Below are 22,874 nucleotides of genomic sequence, written 5' to 3'. Positions count from 1 at the left end.
AGAAATATGTCAGAAAAATACACCAACCCTTTTGATGAATCTAAGCATCAATTTTTAGTGCTGATCAATTCGCATAATCAATACAGTTTATGGCCAGAATTCAAAGCCATTCCCGCTGGTTGGCAAGCCATCCTTGGACCGAGGTCAAAACAAGAGTGTTGCAACCACATCGAAGCTCAGTGGTTAGATATTCGAGCTTAAACCAAACGAGTTTTGACTCCTGCAATAGCGGCGCTGTTCATTCATGCTTGTTAAGCGGGGTAACAAAAAGGGACATAGGCAATGACTTTTGTTAGGAATAAAGAGATGTACAACTCATCAGTGCAAGAGGATCAGTGGCCTCTTATCGGCACACAGCAAGGTATTTGGTTTGCCGAGCAGATGATGCCCAATCCAGAGCAATTTAATGTTGCCCACTACGTGGTGATTCAAGGTCAAATCGATATTGAGTTATTTTCAAACGCGGTAGCCATCGGCTTGCAAGGCGTTGATTCCCTCCACTGCCATTATCTAGAGAGCGATGGCAGCGTGAGGCAGCAGTTTTATCCAGCGGATGAAGAAGGGCAATGGCTTGAGATTCTCGACTTTTCACAAGCCGCCTTGCCAGAAGAGTCGGCTCGGGAGTGGATGAAGCACGATCTTGCGCAGCGGTTGGACATTTCATCAAGAAAGAGGCGTTTCCGACACTGTTTAATTGATGTTGGTTCAAGCAATGCACCGCAATGGTTTTGGTATCAACGTTACCATCATATTGATGTGGATGGGTTCAGTGTGAATGCCATCAGTCAATACATCTGCCAACTTTATAACCATTGGCGGATTGGCGCTGCGAAACCTCAAGAGTTCAGCGCTTTTAGTAATGTAATTCAAGAATATCAGCAATTTTTAGACTCAGCAGCGCGCCAGCAGGCGTACGACTTTTGGCAAACGCAAGCGGCTCATTTACCCAATGTTATTTCGCTCACCACAGGTAGTGCAGCCAATACATCCTCGAGCACGATCACTCACACCGTGCCATTAATCGGTGGAGAGTGGTTAACTCGCTATAGTCCACAGTTGTTACCCGCCGAGCTTGCGATGGCGATGGTATTTGCTTATCTCCATTTACATTCTGGGCAAGAGCAAGTGTGTGTGGGTGTCCCCTTTATGCGCCGAATGGGCAATGCCGCCACTTGTGCCGCTGGTGCGGTAGTGAATGTACTGCCGGTGGCGCTGTCACTTCATCCACAAATGAGCATTATTGATGTGGCGCGAGAGATGAATAAAACCATCCGCCAAGTTCGTCGCCACCAGATGTATGACGCTGAGCAGATCCAACGCGATCTGGGATTAGTAGGCCAGCCGCTCTATGGCCCGATACTCAACTTTAAACCCTTTGAAGCTGCACTGAATTTATCTGGCGTAGTGACTGAGACACATATCCTCTCGGCAGGTCCGATTGATGAGATTGAATTTTCGCCAGTGCTCGATGGTCAGACATTGAGTGTTAATATCACGGTCAACAGCACCAAATATAGCCAAGAGTCATTAGAACTTCATGCCGCTCGTTTCGTTGCGATGGTAGAGCAGATTGCCAACCATCCAACACAGCCACTTGATTTGGTAGAGTTAATCCCGCCGAGCGAGAAGCAGCAGATTGCTTTGTGGTCGGTGGGGCCACAACATGAACATGGAACAGAGCAAACCGTGCTGGATGTATGGCAGCAGACTGTTGAGAGCAAGCCAAACGAAGATGCCTTGGTGTTTAAACAGCAGCGTTGGACATTTGATGCCTTCAATCACCTTATTGAAACTCGAGCGGATCAACTGATTACCGCGGGCTTGCGCCAAGGCGATATTGCAGGTGTCGCGTTACGACGTGGGCCTGAAAGCGTCGTGACTATGCTAGCTATTTTGCGAGCGGGTGCGATTTACCTGCCTATCGATCTTGACTATCCCATAGAACGTATTGAATCGATTGTTGAACAAGCACGTCCTTGGTGCTTAGTTGTGGAGGAGGATGAGCAAAACATGGCTTATTCATCGATAAGCTACGTCCCTAGGTTTATTGCTCTTCCTGAATTGGCTCGCATTCACACAGCGCCACAACCCAAACCTACGATCAGTCACAGCGACGTGGCTTATATCATCTTTACTTCAGGTTCGACTGGTCACCCGAAAGGGGTCATGAACACACATGGAGCGCTGTTGAATTTACTGCGCTCCCATCAAGGTTCGATTTTTTCTGCGGCCATCAGAAAACTGGCGACACGTCGTCAGTTACCAGAACAAGCTATTACTGTTCGTGCAGCGCATACGACGTCATTCTCCTTCGATGCTTCTTGGGAGCAAGTACTCTGGATGTTGTCTGGCCATACTATGTATTTGTATGACGATGAACAACGGAAAGACGCCTACGAACTGGTCCAGTGTGTTGCTGAAGATAATATCGATGCTCTTGATTTACCGCCTTTACTGTTTGATCAAATGCTCGATAGTGGATTAATGACGAGCGCTCACGTGCCGACGTTAGTTTTGATTGGTAGTGAAGCCATACCACAAAAGCTTTGGTCCCGTGTGAGTGAGTTTCCCGAACTGCTGGTGGAAAACTTTTATGGACCAACAGAATTTACGGTTGATGCGATCAGCGCTTCGCTTGATGCAGATGCATCGCCTGTCATTGGTCGACCGATTGCCGGTGCTTGTGTTTACGTGCTTGATGAAAATTTAGAGCCTGTCGCTATTGGTGAGGTGGGTGAGCTTTATTTATCGGGTGCGGGGTTAGCAAAGGGCTACCTCAACCAGCCAAGTATGACAGCAGAACGTTTTGTGGCGAACCCCTTTGCGTATGGCAAGATAATGTACCGCACTGGTGATTTGGTGAAGTGGCGAGACAATGGGTTACTGGATTTTGTTGGCCGGTGTGATCACCAAATCAAAATTCGCGGTTTTCGTATTGAATTGGGCGATGTAGAAAGTGCTATTAATGCGATTGATGGTGTTAATACGACGGTAGTCGTGGCAGAGCCTGTTGGCGATACTCATCGTTTATTGGCTTACTGTACTTTAGAGAAAGGGGCTCAGGGTGAGTCAGTTCAACCCGTGTTCACAGAGCAAAGACTGCAAAGTCTTATCGCACAGGCGCTGCCTGACTATATGCAGCCAGCCAATGTGATGATCTTGGATGCTTTCTCTTTGAATGTGAATGGGAAAATCGATAGAAAAGCGCTCCCTAAGTACTCGGCAGGCACGCGTAGCGAACGCGTGGCCCCAATAACCCAACCAGAGCAGCTGTTATGTGATGCGATCACCGAGCTACTTGGTGTCAGTGACGTAGGAATGTCAGATGACTTCTTTAACCTAGGCGGGGACAGTATTTCGGCAATGAGCCTTGGGACGCGATTGCGAACGGCGGGCTATGATCTACGACCCAAAGCTATTTTTGCAGCCCGTCAACTGGGTATGATGGCGGGCCAAATGGTGCCACTACAGCAACAACAGCGCGAGAAACAAGAAGGCATTATTCGGCCTCTGCCTATGTGGCAATGGTTTGAGGAGACATTTTCTAATACAACCAGTTATGTGCAAAGTGTGCTTGTTGAGGTGGAAAGCGAAACCCAATTAGCGCACTTGCAAGCCAGTTTAGTGCAACTGGTCGCCAACCATTCCGTGTGTCGCTTGGTCCAAAAAGAGCAGCAATACCATATTGAGGCGCTGCAAAATCTTGATGTAAAAAACTGGGTTGAATCGGTTTCGGTTGAGAGGCTAGATGGCCCCGTGTTGGACAGTCTGTTTAGCCAGCGCAGTCAGTCGATGTCAATATCATCGGGTCAGCTATTACGCTTGGTGATGATAACGGAGCGCAGTGGGCGTAAAAGTCTCATGATCCTTGCTCACCATTTCCTTATCGATGGTGTCTCTTGGCGAATATTGCTTCCGCAGTTGCAGGCATTAACTCAAGCACAAGTCACAGGTGAAGTGGCGGTGATTTCTGAGGAGGTTACTGGTATCCATTGTTGGTCAAAAGCGCTGTATCAACATTTAGCGGTCGCTGCTGCGCAAATGCCATTTTGGCGAGCGCAGGCACAGCGTGCTGTTGCTCCCATCAAGGATCCTGTCGATAAAATATGCATGACGCATTGGCGTACGCCACTCTCTCATGCCGTTACGCAGCCGTTATTGGAATTACCCACACACCAGATGAATCTCGATATTGAAGAGATGCTATTAGCCGCGGTCACGGGGGCGATCGCAGGACTTTATGGGTGTGAAGAGATTAAAGTGAACGTCGAATCTCATGGCCGTGAAGAGTGTAAAGAGGAGATCGATCTCAATCAAACCCTAGGGTGGTTTACCACCGAATATCCGTTGATCATTAGCGTGCCAAAGCAGGGTGATTACCGCGAGCGGTTACGTGAAGTGAAGCAAAGTAAGCGCAGTGTGAAAGATAAAGGGCTAGGTTATATGGTGCTGCGCTATCTTGATAATCCGTATCGAGATGAGTTACGCACGTTGGCGAATACACGCCAACCGTCATTGCTGTTTAATTACCTTGGCCGTTTCCAAAGCAGCGATGGTCAGTGGTCACCACAGCAATATAGTGGGCAGTTTGCCGATACATTTGCCGTCACCTTAAACAGTGAACGGGCTTTGCAGCATCCCTTAGAGCTAAATATTTTCGTCGAAGAATCGGCAACGCCGCGATTGGTGCTCAACTGGTCTTGGAATGCTCATCTATTCAGCCAACAGGAAATGGTGTCGCTGAGCCAACAGATTGAAAGTGAGCTGCTGAAAATACAGCAAGCACTACAAGTTGGCGATAGTGCTGAGTTGGACCTCTCTGTGCCTGCTGACTATACCGAGCCGGGAATCACACTGCGACAAGCGAGCCTATTGCAACACCACTATGGCAAGTTAGCGGATGTACTGCCAGCATTGCCTTTACAAGAAGGATTACTGTTCCAATCTCAATTAGGGGATAAAAATAGCAGTTATAACTCCACCACGCGTCTTACTTTCCAAGGTCAACTGTCTGAGCATCGCGTGAGCGAAGCGCTTAATGCGGTGATTAGGCGTCATCCGCAGTTGCTCGCTCGATTTGATAGTTCGATATTGGGGCGTACCGTACAGGTGATGACGCAGGTTAATCCAAGTTGGCCACTGACACGTTATGACATAACAAACATGAGTGGTGATGAGCAAAGCGCGTTGATTGATCAGTTAGAGAAGCAAGAGCTAAGCCGCCAGTTTGACCTTAACGATCCTACCCACAGCCTGTTGCAGGCCCAGTTGATTTTTCATGGTGATCAGCAAAGCACACTGCTCCTTTCAGCACATCATCTGGTGGTCGATGGCTGGTCAACGCCGATTTTATTGAATGACTTTCTCAGTGCATACGCCCAAGGGGTCTCGAATTTACCTCCGGTAACCGTCGGCTATGCTCATGTTGTGAGCCAGCTAACGCAGCGTGATAAAACCGTTGCGACCGAGCTTTGGTGCAAAGTATTAGCTGATGTCCAGCCGAGTATGGCTTTTGATGATATTCCGCTTAGCGAGGAAGTTAACGAGCATCAGTTATGGCTATCAAAGCATAAAACGGATCAGTTAAATCAATGTTTACGACATCATGGCTTAACCATGAGCACCTTAATGCAAGGCCTTTGGGCGAGTATTCTCGCCAGCATGACGGGCCGTGAAGAGGTGGTTTTTGGTACGCCAATCTCTGGTCGGTTTAGTCGTATTGCCGGTATTGATGAACAGATAGGGTTATTCAGTAATACCGTGCCTGTCCGTGTGACACTGCAACCTCACCTTAGTTTGAGTGAACAATTAAAAGCGCACCAAGCGATCCAAATCCAATTATTGGAGCACGATGAACTTGGCTTGGGTGAGATCCAGCAACTGGTGGGTGGAAAAACACTCTTTGATACTTTGCTGGTGGTCGAAAACTATCCAGATCATAGCCGTTGGTACCAGCAAGATTTTAGCGGCGCGAAATTAATGGCTATCCACAATCGTGGCTATACCCATTATCCATTAACCATTCTCGTCTTACCGGGAGAGCAACTGCATATCCTGTTTGAATATCGAGACCGAGTCGGCGTAGCAAAACAGATCGTACAACGATTTGAGCAAATGCTGGATGAGTTTATGGTTTCGAGTGATAAGCCTTTCGCTGAATGGGATCTGCGGTTAAGTGGCGAAATTGAATTGCAGCAACGCGTCAACCAGACCAAAACCGCCGTTGAACGCACGACACTGCGTGATTTGATGATCACGCAGCAACAACGTTCTCCACATCAGTTGGCTTTAATTGATAGTGAGCACCGTTTTACCTATCAAGCACTGGCTGAGCAGGTGGCCGCTATTGCCGATTTGCTGCTTCAGCAAGGTGTTAAGGCCGGGGATATTGTTGCTGTTGCCTTGCCACGCAGCGCAACCTTGAGCTTGGCGATCTACAGTATTATCGAATGTGGTGCGGCTTATTTACCGTTGGATGTTGGCTATCCGGATGAGCGCTTGGCCTACATGATCAATGATGCTAAGCCTGCGCTGATCATCACTTGCTCTTCATTCACCTCACGTTTTGAAGATTTAGCGACGCTATTGTTGTTGGATAAGTTACCAGCCCCCGTGCGCGCAGAGCGGCAGAACCGCGCAGATGGGCTTACCCCCTCAAATGCGGCCTACTTGCTTTACACTTCAGGTTCAACGGGTAACCCAAAAGGGGTGTTGGTTTCTCATCAAGCGATTGTCAACCGATTGAAGTGGATGCAGCACCAATATCCCTTGAACTCTGAGGATGTGGTATTGCAAAAAACGCCGTGCAGTTTTGATGTCTCCGTGTGGGAGTTTTTCTGGCCCTTACTGGAAGGGGCGAGCTTAGTGATGGCTCCGGCTGAAGCGCATAAAGACCCTGAATGGTTATTGCAAATAATTGACGATTATCACGTGACCACGATGCACTTTGTACCCTCAATGCTGGCAGCTTTTATGGCCTCAATTGAAGCAACTCACCCAACGGGTTTCACCGTAGCACCAAGCCTCAAGCAAGTATTTTGCTCAGGTGAAGCGCTTGCGAAAGAGCTCTGCCATCAGTACGCACGTAGAATTAATGCACCGCTGCATAACTTGTATGGCCCGACGGAAGCGGCGGTTGACGTGACTTATTATCCAGCTTACGGCGAGGCATTAAACGCAAGCGTTGGCCGTAGTGCACCGATTGGTTTACCGGTATGGAACACCCAAGTTTATGTGCTCGATAGCTTTTTAAGAGCTGTACCAATCGGTGTGCCGGGCGAGCTCTATCTTGCTGGCGAGCAATTAGCCATCGGTTACTTTAATCGCAGTGCGTTAACGGCAGATCGGTTTATCGCCAATCCGTTTACTTGTGGCGAGCGAATGTACCGCACTGGTGATGTCGTACGTTGGTTAGCGTGTGGCTCGATTGAGTATTTAGGACGCAGTGATGATCAGATAAAAATTCGCGGGCAGCGTGTGGAACTGGGTGAAATTGAAAGCGCATTACAGGCACTTCCTGCGGTAAAACAAGCGGTGGTCTGTGCTCAGACGCTCTCTACTCATTCAGGTATGTTAGGCGCTGATGAACGGCAAATTATCGGTTACGCCATCGCGCATGATATGAGCGTAACGAATGGCGAGAAGCTACGCACTGAACTTTCCGAACATTTACCAGCCCATATGGTTCCGGCGGCTATCGTGTTACTGGATCACTATCCGCTTAGCGCCAACGGTAAGCTAGATAAAAAAGCATTACCGCGGCCAAATGACCTCGCAGTACGGGTAGGGCGCAAGGCTCATCCGGGCCTTGAAACACAATTGGTGACGCTATTTTCTCAAGTATTGGCTGTCGAAACACTGTTTGCTGATGATGACTTCTTTACGCTCGGCGGGCATTCACTGCTGGCGATGAAACTAGCGGCAGATATTCGAAGAGCGCTAAACCTACCTGTTACGGTTGGTCAAATCATGGTCAATCCTACGGTGGAGAAACTGGCGAGTTTGCTGCTAGATGAAGATGCTTTTAACGACCCCACCTTAGCTGGTTTTGGCGAAGTGCTGCCTATCCGTGCCGGAAGTGGCCCAGCACTTTTTTGCGTCAACTCTGCTTCTGGCTTTGCTTGGCAATACACAGGGCTACCTAAATATCTGGCAGGACATTATCCCATTCATGGTTTGCAATCACCTCGGCCCGGCGGAGCGATGGCGACCAGTGAAACGATGGAAGAAGTGTGTGATCGTTTATTACCCGTCTTAAGAGAGGTACAGCCATTTGGACCTTACCATCTATTAGGCTATTCATTTGGCGGAATTGTGGCACAAAAATTGGCCGCGAAGCTTCAACAGCAGGGTGAAGAGGTGCACTTTTTAGGGTTATTGGATACCTATCCACCGGAAGGTCAGAACTGGGATGGCCCGATGGATGAAGAAGAGCAGTACGAAATTGAGCGTGAAAAAGAGCAGTTTCTGGCCATCAATGAGCTAACCGATATTGAATTAGATGAGCAACGTTTGGCGATGTTCAATGAGATTACCGCTAACTATGAAGATGCGGTACGTCTACTTGCACAGGCACAAACGTCTGATTATCAAGGTCCGGCCCACCTTTTCGTGGCGCAACGTACGGTGCCAGATGGTTATGATATTGATGCTCATTGGCAATCTTTTGTCGGCCAGTTGATTAAGCATCAGTTTGATTGTTCACATGAAGATATCTTGGCCCCAGAAAATGTACGCCAGATTGGCGAATGTTTAAATACGCTGCTGGAGTCGAAGGCTGCACTGAAAAAATAACAAAAACCACCATTGACGAAACCAGTGCTTATCAAGGCTGGTTTCGTCTTAATCTTCGCGATGTTTTGAAAGCATTACATTCTGGTTTGAATAGATAATAGTATGAATATAAAGAATATATTTTTAGATTTTAGCCTACTAAAAGACAACCCACATTTCCGAATGGTCTTTATGGCCCGCATGATGTCAGTGCTTGCTCTTGGCATGATGACGGTCGCAGTGCCGATACAGATACATCAAATGACCGGTTCGACCTTGCAGGTAGGTCTTATCATGGCATTGGATGGTATCGGGATGTTTGTTGGCCTGCTGCTTGGAGGCGTACTGGCCGATAAGTACGATCGCCGTCGATTGATTTTGTTTGCGCGCGCGACCTGTGGCATTGGGTTTGCGGCATTAGCATTCAATAGCATAGTCGCGCAATCCTCCTTAGCGGCTCTCTATATACTCTCGGTATGGGATGGTTTTTTTGGCGCTATGGGTATGACGGCCTTGATGGCTGCTTTACCGACCATTGTTGGGCGACAAAAATTACCTGAAGCTGCCGCATTGAGCATGTTAACGGTTCGATTAGGTATGGTTCTTTCGCCAGCGATTGGCGGCTTACTGATCACTGTCGGTGATGTCAGTTGGAACTATATTGCGGCTTCTGTTGGAACGCTTTGTACGCTGATCCCACTGTTTAGATTACCTTCGATGAAACCGCAACATCATACGCCAGAGAATCCATTTCAATCACTGTATGAAGGTGTTCAATTTCTATTTTCAAACAAAGTGGTTGGTTGTGTGGTGCTGTTTGGCACACTCGAAACATTAGCAACTGCGATTAGAGTGATGTTCCCTGCGTTAGCTTTAGTCTCATTTCAGGGCACCGCCGCTAACGCAGGTGTGATGTATTCGGCCATTCCGTTGGGGGCGATGTGTGGCGCACTGACTTCAGGTTGGGTAAAACAGTCGCAAAAGCCAGGAATGGTCTTAATCTACGCGACGCTAGGCTCATTTTTAGCGATTGTGGCTATGGGGCTTGTGAATAATTTTTGGTGGTTTGCTCTCATCTTAGTTGGCTATGGTTATTTGGGTTCGGTCGCTTCTCTGATTCAATATTCGATCGTACAAGGACACACTCCAGATCACCTGCTAGGCCGCGTAAGTAGCCTATGGACGGCGCAAGATGTATCGGGAGACTCGATTGGAGCACTCGGTTTAGGGGCGTTGGGTAAAGTGCTAGCACCAACGATGTCGATCCTCACTTTTGGTTTGGGTGCAACGGGAATTGGTGCGTTGATGGTGATGGCATTTCGCTCATTACGCCAAGCGACTCTGTTTGATCCAGCGCTTATCGTTAACACAAGCTCAGAACCTTACGTCTCCTCAGATGAGGTCACTTCCCAACCTGCGGCGCAAACGATGAATTAGCTATTCGTTTTGTGGTGGGCTCTTGTTGTGTTGCCGTGAGTCGAGAGCGGTACGTTATGCATATAATTGAGAATTAATCTCATTAACAATTGATTTTTATGCGTAGACTGCTTTAGTATTAATGAAATGATAATTGTTACCATTTGGGTGGCGATTGTCGACGAATACGAGCCTCTTATTTCTGAAGTCGTTATTGGCTTTAAGGCATCACGAACGAGAAAAGCCTCTTTTAACAAGGATTATATTTATGGCGATTCCCAAAATAGCCAGCTACTCCATTCCGCTGGCTGAAACATTTCCGAAAAATAAAGTTCACTGGCATGTCCAAGCGGATAGAGCAGTACTGCTCATTCACGATATGCAAAAGTACTTTATCAACTTTTTTGATCATTCTCAGGCACCCGTTCCTGAGTTATTAGCGAATATTTCAGAGCTGAAATCACTGGCTCGTCAGGCCAATATCCCCGTGGTGTACACAGCTCAACCCCCTAACCAAGACCCAGTAGAGAGAGCGCTACTGACTGATTTTTGGGGAACAGGGCTGACAAAAGATACTGAGATTGTGTCTGAGCTTTCACCTGAAGACGGGGATATCCAATACACCAAATGGCGTTATAGCGCGTTTAAGAAAACGCCGCTGTTGGAGTGGATGAAAGAGACACAGCGTGACCAGTTGATCATTGTGGGTGTCTATGCACATATAGGTATCTTATCTACGGCGTTAGATGCTTTTATGTTGGATATACAGCCTTTTGTGGTCGGTGATGCTGTGGCTGATTTCTCTTTGGAAGATCATCATCATACGTTGAAATACATCACGGAGCATGTTGGTTGCGTGACTTCGCTTGAGGCATTAAAACCACAAATGATCCACAGTCAAGAAACCGGTTTATTGAGCCTTGAACAGATGCGTCAGCAAGTGGCTGAGCTATTGGATCTCGATTTAGATGAAGTGGATGTAGATGAGAAGCTCACTTTTCTTGGCTTAGATTCTATCCGCGCGGTTACCTTATTTGAATCATGGCGCAAGATGGGCATAGAGTGCGCCTTTTCAGAGATGATTAAATATTCAACCTTAAGAGAGTGGTGGCATGTGATGGAGCCTAGTGTTGTTGCTCAGTCGTCACATCAAGTAACGGACACGCGTTCCACTGAAGAGCAACCAGTTTGAGTATACTGGACCACTAGAATAGGGAAAGAGAACGCATCGCCTAGTAAAAGCCGATATCGACGATATCGGCTTTTTCATCTTTAAGTTATTTGAGCGCCTGTATTGCCATGATTAGTGAGAGTATTGCGTTCTTAACCATTTTTTGTTGACTTTGCCCACGGGGGTTTTGGGTAATTCATCGACGAAATGGATGTGATCAGGGATCTTAAATTCTGCTAATCCTTGAGCGTGTAAAAATCGTTTGAGAGTAATGGGTTTGAGCGTTTTACCGTTATCTGGAACGACAATGGCGCAACTGCGTTCACCAAGAAACTCATCAGCAATAGCAACCAAAGCCACATCATGAACATCCTGATGTTGAAGTAGCAGGTTTTCAACCTCTTCGGCTGCGATTTTTTCACCACCACGATTGATCTGATCTTTCTCTCGTCCCGTGACGATAATATTGCCCTCAGCCGTCCTACGCACTCTGTCACCTGTGATATAGAAGCCTTGGTCGGTGAATGAGCGTTGGTTATGTTCTGGAGCTTGGTAATAACCTCGAATCGTATAAGGGCCTCTGGTCATGAGCAAGCCTTCCTCACCCACCGCAGCGGGCTCACCCTCATCGTTGATTATCATCACTTCATCATCAGTTGAAATTGGGCGTCCTTGAGTAGTAACAATCACGCTGAGTGGGTCATCAAGTCGTGTGTAATTAACCAACCCTTCAGCCATTCCAAACACTTGCTGTAATTGACAGTGAAGAGTCGTCGGTAAGCGCATTGCTGCGGCCTCACTAAACTTCGCTCCGCCGACTTGTACCAGAGTGAGGCTCGCGATGTTTTCTGTAGCGGACTCGGCGTATTTCATCCACAGTAGCGCTAACGGCGGCACTAGTGCTGCAACAGTAATGTGGTGCTTCTCAATTAAACGGAAAGCGGTGTGCGGTGTGGTATCGGAAGCGAGCACGACACAACCGCCAGCGTAAAAGACGCCCAATGCGCCGGGCGAGCTGAGTGGAAAGTTATGCGCAACGGGAAGAACACACAAATACCTCGTTTGTGGACCAAACTGACAAATTTGAATGCTACCAAGTACGCTATAAGCGTAGTCATTGTGCGTACGAGGGATCAATTTGGGAGTGCCAGTTGTTCCGCCGGAAAGCTGGAAAAAAGCCACTTGATCAGCAAAGACCGAATCAGTAACAGGATCTTCTTCCACGCAGTGGTAAAGCGTATCTAATTCCTGAATTTGCTCGTGTGAGGATTGACCGCAAACAATGGTATGCAAGAGAGAAGGGCAACTACTTCGTAGTTTCTGCGCGGTTTGCTGCGCGTCAAAGCCCACGATATCGTCTGAAAAAATATAGGCTTTGGCGTGAGTATGTTGGCAAAAATAGCTCAGCTCTAGATAGCGGTGTGCTGGCAGAGCTAGAACCGGTTTAATGCCTCGCATGGTCAAGGCAAAAAAGCAGAGATAGAATTCAGCACGATTGGCCATTTGTAGTACGACATTATCACCCCGCTGCAAACCTAGGGAGCTCAAGCCAGCCGCAAGGCTGATCATTTTCTGATATAAATTTTGATAGCTGTACTGGCCGAAATCATCAATCAGTGCGATGGCGTCAGGGCTTTTTTTGACGGAATCACTGAAGTAATCAAATAAGGTTCTTTGTTGCCAGTAGCCTTGCTCACGATAGCGCTGGCTGAATTGCTCAGGCCAAGGGGTAAAATCGGTCGGGTTAAGATTATTCATGACCACTCCTTAGGCGGTAAGTAATTCATCAATTTCAATACCAGCGGCTTTCAAAATGGTGCTCATTTTTGCCCCTGTTTCATCGAGTTCACTCTGCGGTGAGGATTCATTCACTATGCCAGCTCCAGCGAACACGCTCATCTCGTTTTGGCTCACTTCAGCGCAGCGTATCGTGACAACCCACTCGCCATTCCCCCGAGCGTCGCACCAACCGATCATGCCAGTGAAGTAGCCGCGGTCGAAGGTTTCGATCTGCTTAATCGCTTGGTAAGCCGATAATCTTGGATAACCACACACTGCGGGTGTGGGGTGTAACTCTGCTGCAATGCGTAGCGAGTTAATCATCGGATCATCGGCTTGTCCTTCAAGCACTGTTGATAAATGCAGCATCGTTTCGGTTTCAATCACTGATGGGACCATAGGGGTAAATAAGTTATGGCAGTAGCGGCTGAGTACTTTCTCGACTTCCTCGACGACGAAGGCATGTTCATTCAGATCTTTTTGCGTATCAAGTAATGAAGCGGAGCGTTGTTGGTTTTGCACCGCATTGTTTGATTTAGGACGCGAGCCTGCTAGGGGGTTAGAAACGATAAACCCGCCTTTCTTCGCCAACAACAACTCGGGACTGGCTCCCATTAACTTGGCGTTAGGGCCTATTTCAGTAGAAAAAGTGTAGCCATTGCGATTGATGGACAACAGATTACGCAATAAACGAGTTTGATCGATGTGTTGTGGAGTCGAGAGTTTCACTAAACGTGATAGCACCACTTTTGATAGTTCGGTGGTATTAAACAGCTCAAGTAAGGTTGTGACTCCTTGTTTGTAGTCGTTGCCCGTTGGCGGTGAAACAATGGTCGCTTTGTGGCTCTGCTGCCCTTCTTTTTCACTGGCACGTGGGCTACCAGAAACATAAAGCTTTTCTGGAATAAAGAAACGCGTCGCCGTCTCTTCATTAAAAGGAATCGTCGCAAATAAAATAGGATTGTCGTACTCATCTGTTTTTGCTGCTTCTAGCATCTTGGTTGCTTGATCCGCCAGCTTACAGAATGGGATCGCTTGATTGAACTGATGAGCAATTCCCACGCCAAGCATGGTGTTGTGAGGCGAAGCAAAAAAGAAGGGAGATTCTTTTAAGTGCTCATCCAATAGCTGATTAGCCATTTTTGAAAACCCAATAACTTCACGTTTCATCACCAAAACTCCATTAATAACGTGTTACGCCTAATTGCTTATTATTTTACAAACCACTAAAGTACGCAGATTATATATGATAATAATTATCAATAACAAATGATAATTAATGTTATTAACTAAGGCTGAGATTCGGTTATGGCTATGGTTTAGTGTGGATTTAACGGAGTAAAGTTAGGAAAATGATGAAATTAGACGAAACGGTTTTATTGACTGGAGCCGGACAGGGGATTGGTTATGCCGTATTGGAATCTTTATTGGCGAGCGGTTATCGAGTTGTAGCGACGGATAGAAATCACCACCAATTAACTCAGCAATTAGCGAGTTTGAACGCGTGCTATACCGAGCAGCTTCATTGCTATGAGCTTGATTTACAGCATCATGACGACGTCAAAAAAAGGGTACAAGAACTGAATGAGCGCTATCAGTTTGCTCATTTCATCAGTTGCGCGGGCATATTGCACCTTGGTTCAATAACCGAATTATCGATGTCAGAGATCAAAGCGATGTTTGATGTCAATACGTTTGGCACCTTAGCCGCTTTGCAAGGGGTAGCGATAGGAATGAAAGCGCGCCAGCGTGGCAATGTTATTGTGATTGGCTCTAATTCAGCGAATACGCCTCGGCTCAATATTGGAGCATATGCGGCATCTAAATCGGCTTTGCATATGTTGGTCAAGTGCGCAGCTCTTGAGCTTGCAAACGATGGAATTCGATGCAATATCGTTAGCCCAGGCTCAACACGCACCGAAATGCAAACGCAGTTATGGAACAGCGAATATGGTGAAAGAGAAGTGATAAAAGGTAATCTTGAACAGTACCGTTTGGGGATACCCCTTGGCAAAATGGCGGAGCCCGAAGACATTGCTGGGGTTGTTATGTTTTTGATGTCGAATGCAGCAAGTCAAATCACCATGCATGATTTGAGAGTGGATGGCGGCGCTACGCTCGATAATTAGGTGAAGGCCACTGACGATAGACAAGGTGAAGCAAACGGGAGCTTCACCTTAGTGGTCGGTTTACACTGGAGCGTGACAATATTGCTGCTGTTGAAGTGTTGCAACCGCATCATCGAGCGTATTTAAAAAGCACATTGTATCCTCCCAACTTAAGCACTCATCAGTGATGGATTGGCCGTAGCAGAGCGGACCTTTATTCAAAGCTTGGTTACCGCCTTGCAAAAAGCTTTCGCACATTACCCCCGCAATGCGGCGCTCTCCAGACAGCAGTTGCTGGGCTATGTTGTTTATTACATCCAATTGATTCTTAGCGATTTTCCCACTATTACCGTGGCTGCAGTCAATCACCAGCCTGCTGCTGAGCTGGCTATGGTGTAATTGATAAGCCGCACTTTTAACACTGTGACTTGCATAGTTTGGCGTGACACCACCACGTAAAATGATATGGCAATATGGATTACCTTGAGTTTGCACCGCAACCGGTTGTCCATTCTCACCCGCCATAATCAACAGATGTGAATCGTTAGCGGCATGAATCGCATCGATTGCAATTGTCGTATTGCCGTCAGTACCATTTTTAAAACCAATAGGGCAGTGCAATGCCGAAGCGAGTTGGCGATGCGGTTGTGATTCAGTGGTTCTTGCGCCAACCGCACCCCAACAAATAAGGTCCGCGATATACGGTGCGATATGCGTATCTAAAAACTCAGTTGCTGTTGGTACACCCAGCGCTAGGACTGACTTGAGTAATTCACGGCTAGAGCTGAGCCCTTTGAGTAAGTTAAATTGACCGTTGAGATCAGGGTCAACCATGTATCCTTTCCAGCCAGTCCGCGTTCTCGGTTTTTCAAAATAAGTTCTCATCACCAACTTGAGAGTGCTGCTGAACTGTTTTTGTGCCTTTGCGAGTCGTTGTGCATAGTCAATTGCAGCCTCAGGGTCGTGGATTGAACATGGCCCAATAATCACCAACATCCTTGAGTCACGACCCGACAAGATATTTTGAATGTCTTGGCGGTGTTGGTGAACGGCCATTGATCGTTGATTATCGGTTTCTGATGATTGGTCTAGAAGGTAGAGATTGGGTAAAGGGGTGATTGATGAAACGTTCATCACATTATATAGAGATTTCATGGGCACTATCCGCATAAACATTATGACGTAATGATAATTATTATCATTAATTATTCCGATAGTGTGAAACATTTGTACAATTGTCAATATGTAAATATGGTTCTGATCACCCTGTATATAGGCTTTCGACGTTATTGATTCATGTGTGGCGAACCGGTCTCTCCATTTTGTTATTGAATCGCTTTGATGTGAAAAATTAATGAATACTTAGGCTTATGGTGGATTTAATAGTTCTCGTGATTTTGATTAAGTTGGCCAACAGAGTTCAATAATCGTTCCGCCTTTATTGCTTATACGACAACTAACGCTTCCTTCATGTGCTGTGGCAATAGCAGCAACAACGGCCAATCCTAATCCGCTGCCGCTTTTTGGGGTGTCCTTAGCGCTGCGAAATGCTGTAAAAATATGCGGAATTAAATCAGGTGAAACTCCCGGGCCAGAATCTTCCACACTTAAATGGCAAAAGCCATCTTTAAGCTGAGTAGAGATAGTTATTGCACCCGGAAGAGCATATTTACTCGCATTTTCCAGTATAGCCAACAAAGCTTGTCTTATTCTGGTTGGGTCACAAAAGACAGATTGTGTGGTTACATTAAGTTCTACATGTTGATTTGCTTCATTCAGCATATTTACCGACAAATCAGTAAGTAATTTTATTTCTGTCGCTAAGTTGGTTTCTTTTCTATTTATTCTTAATTCATCACTATTCATTAAGCTAATAACACGCAGATCTTCTATTAATCGAGATAACCCTTCAATTTGTACTAATAGTTTAGTGAACTGGTTTTTATCTGGAGTAAAGACACCTTCTGCTAACCCTTGTAATCGGCCCCGTAAAATTGTCACCGGGGTTCTGAGTTCATGGGCGATCGCTGCATTCCAAAAGGCGTGCTCTTCTGTCATTCGTTGAAGTTTATCCGCTAAGAGGTTGAAATCGTCTACTAATAAAGCGGCTTCACCTAATGAACGGTCTCCAACGTTAGCGCGGAAATGTAAGTCGCCTTCAGCGATTTTTCGCATTCCTTGCGCAACAGCACTTAGCGGTTCCAAAATGCGTTGGGATAACTTAGTAGCAAGTTTGACGGCTAGCAGAATGACAATAACGCAGGTTAGTGCGAGCCAAACCCATTCTGGCCAAGAAGGAGTGAGAGCATCTTCACTCGGTATATAATTGGGCCAATATTTATCCCAAAGATAGTAAAAAATAAACGAGCCCATTGTGGCAAGTAATGCTGAACCGATTGCGATTTTTATCATTGAGAATGCAATCTGACGGCTCAAACCACTTAATTTCATTGGTCGCCCTTAAAACGGTAACCGACACCACGAACACCAGCCGGAACGCCTTGAATACCGTAGGCTTCAAGTTTTTTGCGGATTTTGCTGATGTGGCTGTCGATCGTTCGTTCCAGCGTGTCACCCTCAGGTAGGCACGTACTTAATAGTTCTGTTCGGCTAAACACTCGCTTGGGTGAACGAATGAAGTGAGTCAACAATTTAAACTCAGTTAAGGTTAGCAGTAGAGTATGACGTTCTCCATCCACATGAACAGCGATTTCGTGACTCTCTAAATCGACTTCAAACGGTTCGGCTCGCAGTATATTTTTGTTGTGAGGTTGATTAACTTCTAAGGTGCGTCTTAGAACGGCTTGGACTCTCGCGACGACTTCTGCCGGATTAAACGGCTTAACGACGTAATCATCAGCTCCGATTCTGAGTGCCATCAATTTATCTAAATCTTGGTCCATTGCGGTAAGCATGATGACAGGGGTGTTACTTTTCTGACGAAGTTCCGACAACACTTTCCATCCATCCATTTTAGGCATCTGGATATCAAGCAGTATAAGATCTGGCTTCATGGATGAATGAAGTTCTAGTGTTCTTTGACCATCTGCAGCGTGAATCGTACGCATATTGCTGCGCGTTAGATAAGCGGAGAGTATATCGACAATTTCAAATTCATCCTCAGCGATCAGAATTAACGCCTGACGATAAGACCCGGTTCCTGAATCTGGGCCTGAATCTGTAGCAAATTTCTGCCCTTCAACGTACAAATTGTTCATCTCCATCAAATCTCCACATTCACTCAGCGGGACCTCCACACACAGGTATTAGACTCAACAACTATCGACAGCGGATAGTCCGCTTTGATTTGTTCAGAGGATACCTCAGTGAAAAAGATAAATATATGTGTATCTAGTAGCTTACATATATTGGTACTTTTCTTTTTAGTTGGCTGTAATCAATCCAATAAAGATGAAAGTGAAGTCGGACTAAAAGAGTCTTTGCCTTTAGTTTCAACGATAACAATACAACCACAACGTTTAGATGTTTATGAAGCGCTTCCCGGAAGAGTGTTGGCCGTGCGCGTTGCAGAGATTCGTCCACAAGTGGTTGGGATAGTACAACATCGCTTGTTCAAACAAGGCGCTGAAGTGGAAGCTGGCCAGTCGTTATTCCAGATTGATCCTGCGCCATTTGAAGCGGAAGTTGATACTGCCAAAGCAAACTTACAGAGAGCGCAGGTGACTTATCAACGTGCTCTGGAAAAAGAGTTACGATTAAAACCTTTGGTAAAAAAAGATTCTATCAGTCGTCAAGACTATGACGATGTGGTTTTGCTCCGAGATCAAGCTGTTGCTGATGTTGCGGTCGCTAAAGCGACTCTCACTCGTCGTATGCTTGATCTGAAGTTTGCAAATGTGACCGCACCGATATCTGGACTGATAGAGCAAACCTTGGTGACCGAGGGTGCATTAGTCAGCAGTACGGATGCAGTACCGATGGCGCGTATCCAACAGGTCGATCAAGTCTTTGTTGATATTCGTCGACCTGCGTCTTCATTAGAAGCTATTCGTGAAGATTTAGCAGCAAATGCAGATGGTGAACCTGGTGTTGATGGAACAAAAATTAAAATTTTACGCAGTAACGGCACCCCTTATCCAGTCAAAGGCCAAATCCTGTTTTCTGGTATCAATATTGACGTAAGCACTGGCGATGTTTTGCTGCGCGTGCTCGTAGATAACTCTCAACGCTGTTTATTACCGGGGATGTTCGTAAAAACCAAAGTACTTCATTCGAGTTATAACCACGCGTTAATGGTTCCGCAACAGGCGGTTATGCATCTTGCAGGTGCTCCTCATCTTTGGAGTATTGATCAGGAAGGATATGCACATTTAAAACCTGTAAAGCTCGGAGAATTGATTGATGGTCAGTACCGCGTGAAATCGGGCGTTCATGAAGGAGAAAATATCGTAGTCGAGGGCAAGGAAAGGCTTGAGAGCGGCGTTCTCGTAGACCAACGCAAATGGGAAGAACCTGAGGTTCTTTTAACATCTGCGACAAACTGATTAAGGTTAGAGTGGCTTTTTATGTCTCAGTTTTTTATTCATCGCCCCGTATTTGCTTGGGTTATTGCTCTTTTCATTATTTTGTTTGGATGTATTTCTATTCCGAAGTTACCTATTTCTCGTTACCCGTCTGTGGCGCCTCCAACGGTCAGTATTATGGCGACGTATCCGGGAGCCAGTCCGAAGGAAATGAATGATGGTGTGCTTAGTCTTATTGAGGGTGAGCTGTCGAACGTTAAGAACTTAATGTATTTCGAGTCGTCTGCTGACAACTCCGGTTCTGCGTCTATTACGGTTACATTTAAGCCGGGAACAGACTCTGATATGGCGCAAGTTGACGTTCAAAACCAACTGAAAGCGGTTGAATCTCGTTTACCGCAGGTGGTGCGTCAAAGCGGCTTGTCCGTAGAATCTGCTACATCCAACTTTTTGATGATTGTCGGGTTGAAATCTGATGATAACCGCTTTGATGAAATCGCATTGAACGACTATTTGGCTCGCAACATCGTAGATGAATTGCGCCGTATTGAAGGTGTAGGGCGTGTTCAGTCATTTGGTGCTGAGAAGGCAATGAGGATCTGGGTTGACCCGAGTAAGCTCAATTCATTGGGTTTAACAATGAATGATGTTAGTCAGGCTATCACTTCGCAAAATACACAAATCGCACCCGGAAGTATCGGTGCTGCACCGACGGTTTTAGGGCAACGAGTAACGGTTCCATTAACCGTTCAAGGCCAGTTAACCAGCGTTGAAGAATTCTCTAATATCATTCTTCGTGCAAACAACAATGGCTCGAAAGTCGTCCTAAGTGACGTTGCGCGTGTTGAAATCGGTTCTCAATCCTATGGTTATTTGAATCGTGAAAATGGTAAAACAGCGACGGCTGCGGCTATTCAGCTTACTCCGGGAGCGAATGCCGTTAAAACTGCAGATGCGGTACAAAAGCGTTTGGCGGAGTTGAGTCAAAGTCTACCTTCTGGGATGACCTATTCAATTCCATTTAATACAGCACCTTTCGTTAAAGTTTCGATCAATAAGGTTATTCATACCTTAGTTGAAGCTATGGTGCTGGTGTTTTTTGTTATGTTTCTGTTTTTACAGAATATTCGTTACACCTTGATCCCCGCTATTGTTGCACCGATAGCCTTGTTGGGGACGTTCACCGTCATGTTGTTAACTGGCTTTTCAATCAACGTGTTAACGATGTTTGGTATGGTTCTGGCGATCGGTATTATCGTCGATGATGCGATTGTCGTTGTCGAAAACGTGGAACGATTGATGTCGGAAAAAGGCTTATCTCCGAAAGAAGCGACATCTAAGGCGATGAAAGAGATTACTGCCGCCATTATAGGCATCACACTTGTGTTAACGGCAGTTTTCATCCCGATGGCATTTGCCAGTGATTCGGTTGGCGCCATTTATAAGCAGTTTACCTTATCGATGGCAGTATCAATTCTGTTCTCAGCATTTTTGGCTCTAACACTAACACCGGCGCTTTGTGCCACGTTGCTAAAGCCGGTTAATGCTAATCACCATGAGCAAACAAGATTTGCGAAATGGTTTAATCGTGGCTTTAACCGAATGAACAATCGGTATGAATCTCAGGTCAACGTGTTAGTGAATCGCAAAGGACGAATGATGCTTGGCTTTGTGTTTCTGTGCGCGATTTTGGTTCTAGTGTATAGGCAGCTGCCGTCATCGTTTTTGCCAGAAGAAGACCAAGGATATTTTATTACCAATATTCAGCTTCCAGCAGACGCAACCACAGTGCGTACGTTGGATGTTGTGAAAAAATTTGAACAGCATGCGTTAAGCCGTCCAGCAATTGAGTCAACAATGACAGTGATTGGTTTTGGATTTTCCGGTTCAGGTACTAACACCGCGCAGAGTTTTACCACGTTGAAAGATTGGGAATCACGCGACGATACCACAGCACTGGATGAGTTAAGACTTGCTGAGGAGGCGATGGCTGACGTAAAAGAAGGCACGGTTATGCACATGCTACCTCCTTCTATTGAAGAGCTAGGTACGAGCTCTGATATTACGTTTTTCTTGCAAGATCGCGGAAATCAGGGATACGAGGCATTAAAAGCCGTTGAGACGAAGATGTTAGAGTTGGCGAAAAATAGCAAATCACTTAGCGATGTCTATTCTGATGGGCTTCCTGCGGGTACAAGTATTCATTTAGATATTGATCGCCAGAAAGCTGAGGTGTTAGGTGTTTCATTCACGAGTATTAGTGAGACGCTATCAACGGCGATTGGATCACTATACATCAACGACTTTCCTAATGAAGGCAGAATGCAGCAAGTCATTATGCAAGCAGATGCTTCATCAAGGATGCAGATTGAGGATGTGCTCAAGCTCTATGTGCGAAATATTAATGGTGGAATGGTTCCGCTATCAGAAATTGTGACGCCTATTTGGTCTGAGTCAGCTCCGCAGTTTATTCGCTTCCAAGGTTATCCTGCGGTTCGAATTTCTGGTAGTGCAGCTGCGGGCGTTGCCAGCGGAGATGCGATGGCTGAAATAGAACAAATGGCTAAGCAACTTCCGTCAGGCTTTACCATTGCATGGACAGGGCAGGCATTACAAGAGCTTCACTCAGCGAAACAAGCACCGATGTTAATGGCACTGTCGATGCTAGTCGTTTTCTTAGTGCTTGCGGCACTTTATGAGAGTTGGGCTATTCCTTTATCGGTGATGTTGGTCGTGCCCTTGGGATTGTTAGGTGCGGTACTCGCTATTGTGGTTCGTGACATGCCAAACGACGTTTTCTTCAAAGTCGGCATGATCACCGTAATTGGTCTTTCGGCGAAAAACGCAATTCTAATTGTAGAGTTTGCCAAACAGTTAAGAGAGCAAGGCAACGGATTGGTTCAGTCAGCCGTTCAAGCGGCGAAGTTGCGATTAAGACCTATCTTGATGACCTCTCTGGCATTTGGTCTTGGTGTTGTACCACTGATGCTAGCCTCAGGTGCTAGTGCCGAAACTCAACGAGCTATCGGAACCGGTGTGTTCGGTGGAATGGTTAGCGCTACATTACTTGCCATTTACTTTGTACCTGTTTTCTTCGTGTTCGTGATGAGTATTCAAGAGCGTTATTTTAAAAATGAAAAATGA

The 22,874-nt window shown here is 46.2% G+C and carries 12 protein-coding genes; 7 read left to right on the top strand and 5 right to left on the bottom strand.

The window, feature by feature from the left end:
- Window positions 1–6: 6 nt before the first annotated feature.
- The 4 genes from B9J87_RS00330 to B9J87_RS00315 all read left to right on the top strand — a co-directional run bounded on the left by B9J87_RS00330 (window position 7) and on the right by B9J87_RS00315 (window position 11,380).
- On the top strand, window positions 7–201 hold the full coding sequence (locus B9J87_RS00330; protein ID WP_094149152.1) for an MbtH family protein: 195 nt from the start codon (window positions 7–9) through the stop codon (window positions 199–201).
- 105 nt (window positions 202–306) lie between these two features.
- Entirely contained in the window at window positions 307–8,793 is an 8,487-nt protein-coding gene (gene vabF, locus B9J87_RS00325; RefSeq protein ID WP_094149151.1) for a vanchrobactin non-ribosomal peptide synthetase VabF, read from the top strand.
- A 102-nt stretch (window positions 8,794–8,895) separates the two neighbouring features.
- Window positions 8,896–10,209: a vanchrobactin export MFS transporter VabS gene (vabS, locus tag B9J87_RS00320; RefSeq protein ID WP_094149150.1), complete on the top strand. Its 1,314-nt coding sequence runs from the start codon at window positions 8,896–8,898 to the stop codon at window positions 10,207–10,209.
- A gap of 247 nt (window positions 10,210–10,456) precedes the next feature.
- Window positions 10,457–11,380 carry an isochorismatase family protein gene (locus B9J87_RS00315; RefSeq protein WP_176429448.1) on the top strand — a complete coding sequence of 308 codons (924 nt, stop codon included), beginning with the start codon at window positions 10,457–10,459 and terminating at the stop codon, window positions 11,378–11,380.
- 111 nt (window positions 11,381–11,491) lie between these two features.
- Here B9J87_RS00315 and vabE read toward each other — a convergent pair whose 3' ends face one another.
- Together vabE and B9J87_RS00305 are read right to left on the bottom strand one after the other, a co-directional pair.
- The gene (gene vabE / locus B9J87_RS00310; RefSeq protein ID WP_094149148.1) at window positions 11,492–13,123 is read right to left on the bottom strand and encodes a 2,3-dihydroxybenzoate-AMP ligase VabE; all 1,632 of its coding nucleotides are present in this window, start codon (window positions 13,121–13,123) and stop codon (window positions 11,492–11,494) included.
- A 3-nt stretch (window positions 13,124–13,126) separates the two neighbouring features.
- Window positions 13,127–14,314 carry an isochorismate synthase gene (locus B9J87_RS00305; protein WP_013857268.1) on the bottom strand — a complete coding sequence of 396 codons (1,188 nt, stop codon included), beginning with the start codon at window positions 14,312–14,314 and terminating at the stop codon, window positions 13,127–13,129.
- A gap of 176 nt (window positions 14,315–14,490) precedes the next feature.
- On the opposite strand from B9J87_RS00305, the gene B9J87_RS00300 reads away from it, so the two are divergent.
- A complete protein-coding gene (locus B9J87_RS00300) occupies window positions 14,491–15,267 on the top strand; it encodes a 2,3-dihydro-2,3-dihydroxybenzoate dehydrogenase (RefSeq protein WP_017048410.1) in 777 nt (258 codons plus the stop codon).
- 60 nt (window positions 15,268–15,327) lie between these two features.
- Here B9J87_RS00300 and B9J87_RS00295 read toward each other — a convergent pair whose 3' ends face one another.
- The 3 genes from B9J87_RS00295 to B9J87_RS00285 all read right to left on the bottom strand — a co-directional run bounded on the left by B9J87_RS00295 (window position 15,328) and on the right by B9J87_RS00285 (window position 18,470).
- Window positions 15,328–16,401, bottom strand: coding sequence for a 3-deoxy-7-phosphoheptulonate synthase (locus B9J87_RS00295; protein ID WP_094149147.1), 1,074 nt, complete (start codon window positions 16,399–16,401; stop codon window positions 15,328–15,330).
- Between the two features lie 246 nt (window positions 16,402–16,647).
- Window positions 16,648–17,697, bottom strand: a complete 1,050-nt coding sequence (locus tag B9J87_RS00290) for an ATP-binding protein (RefSeq protein ID WP_094149146.1) — start codon at window positions 17,695–17,697, stop codon at window positions 16,648–16,650.
- On the bottom strand, window positions 17,694–18,470 hold the full coding sequence (locus tag B9J87_RS00285; RefSeq protein ID WP_094149145.1) for a response regulator: 777 nt from the start codon (window positions 18,468–18,470) through the stop codon (window positions 17,694–17,696). The genes B9J87_RS00290 and B9J87_RS00285 overlap by 4 nt, the downstream gene beginning before the upstream one ends.
- A 102-nt stretch (window positions 18,471–18,572) precedes the next feature.
- Between B9J87_RS00285 and B9J87_RS00280 the strand changes: the two genes are divergently transcribed.
- Entirely contained in the window at window positions 18,573–19,751 is a 1,179-nt protein-coding gene (locus B9J87_RS00280; protein WP_254918081.1) for an efflux RND transporter periplasmic adaptor subunit, read from the top strand.
- Between the two features lie 21 nt (window positions 19,752–19,772).
- Window positions 19,773–22,874, top strand: a complete 3,102-nt coding sequence (locus B9J87_RS00275) for an efflux RND transporter permease subunit (protein WP_094149143.1) — start codon at window positions 19,773–19,775, stop codon at window positions 22,872–22,874.

The sequence above is a fragment of the Vibrio sp. V19_P1S1T109 genome (assembly GCF_002241375.1).
GTDB lineage: Bacteria > Pseudomonadota > Gammaproteobacteria > Enterobacterales > Vibrionaceae > Vibrio > Vibrio anguillarum.
The sequence above is the reverse complement of the archived record's forward strand: the minus strand, read 5'-3'. Positions and strand labels throughout refer to the sequence as shown.

What these genes read in the sequence shown, in the direction of transcription:
- B9J87_RS00290 (WP_094149146.1), bottom strand. Translation starts at nt 17,697, where the DNA reads ATGAAATTAAGTGGTTTGAGCCGTCAGATTGCATTCTCAATGATAAAA.
- B9J87_RS00300 (WP_017048410.1), top strand. Translation starts at nt 14,491, where the DNA reads ATGATGAAATTAGACGAAACGGTTTTATTGACTGGAGCCGGACAGGGG.
- B9J87_RS00295 (WP_094149147.1), bottom strand. Translation starts at nt 16,401, where the DNA reads ATGAAATCTCTATATAATGTGATGAACGTTTCATCAATCACCCCTTTA.
- B9J87_RS00285 (WP_094149145.1), bottom strand. Translation starts at nt 18,470, where the DNA reads ATGGAGATGAACAATTTGTACGTTGAAGGGCAGAAATTTGCTACAGAT.
- B9J87_RS00275 (WP_094149143.1), top strand. Translation starts at nt 19,773, where the DNA reads ATGTCTCAGTTTTTTATTCATCGCCCCGTATTTGCTTGGGTTATTGCT.
- vabF (WP_094149151.1), top strand. Translation starts at nt 307, where the DNA reads ATGTACAACTCATCAGTGCAAGAGGATCAGTGGCCTCTTATCGGCACA.
- B9J87_RS00315 (WP_176429448.1), top strand. Translation starts at nt 10,457, where the DNA reads ATGGCGATTCCCAAAATAGCCAGCTACTCCATTCCGCTGGCTGAAACA.
- B9J87_RS00330 (WP_094149152.1), top strand. Translation starts at nt 7, where the DNA reads ATGTCAGAAAAATACACCAACCCTTTTGATGAATCTAAGCATCAATTT.
- vabS (WP_094149150.1), top strand. Translation starts at nt 8,896, where the DNA reads ATGAATATAAAGAATATATTTTTAGATTTTAGCCTACTAAAAGACAAC.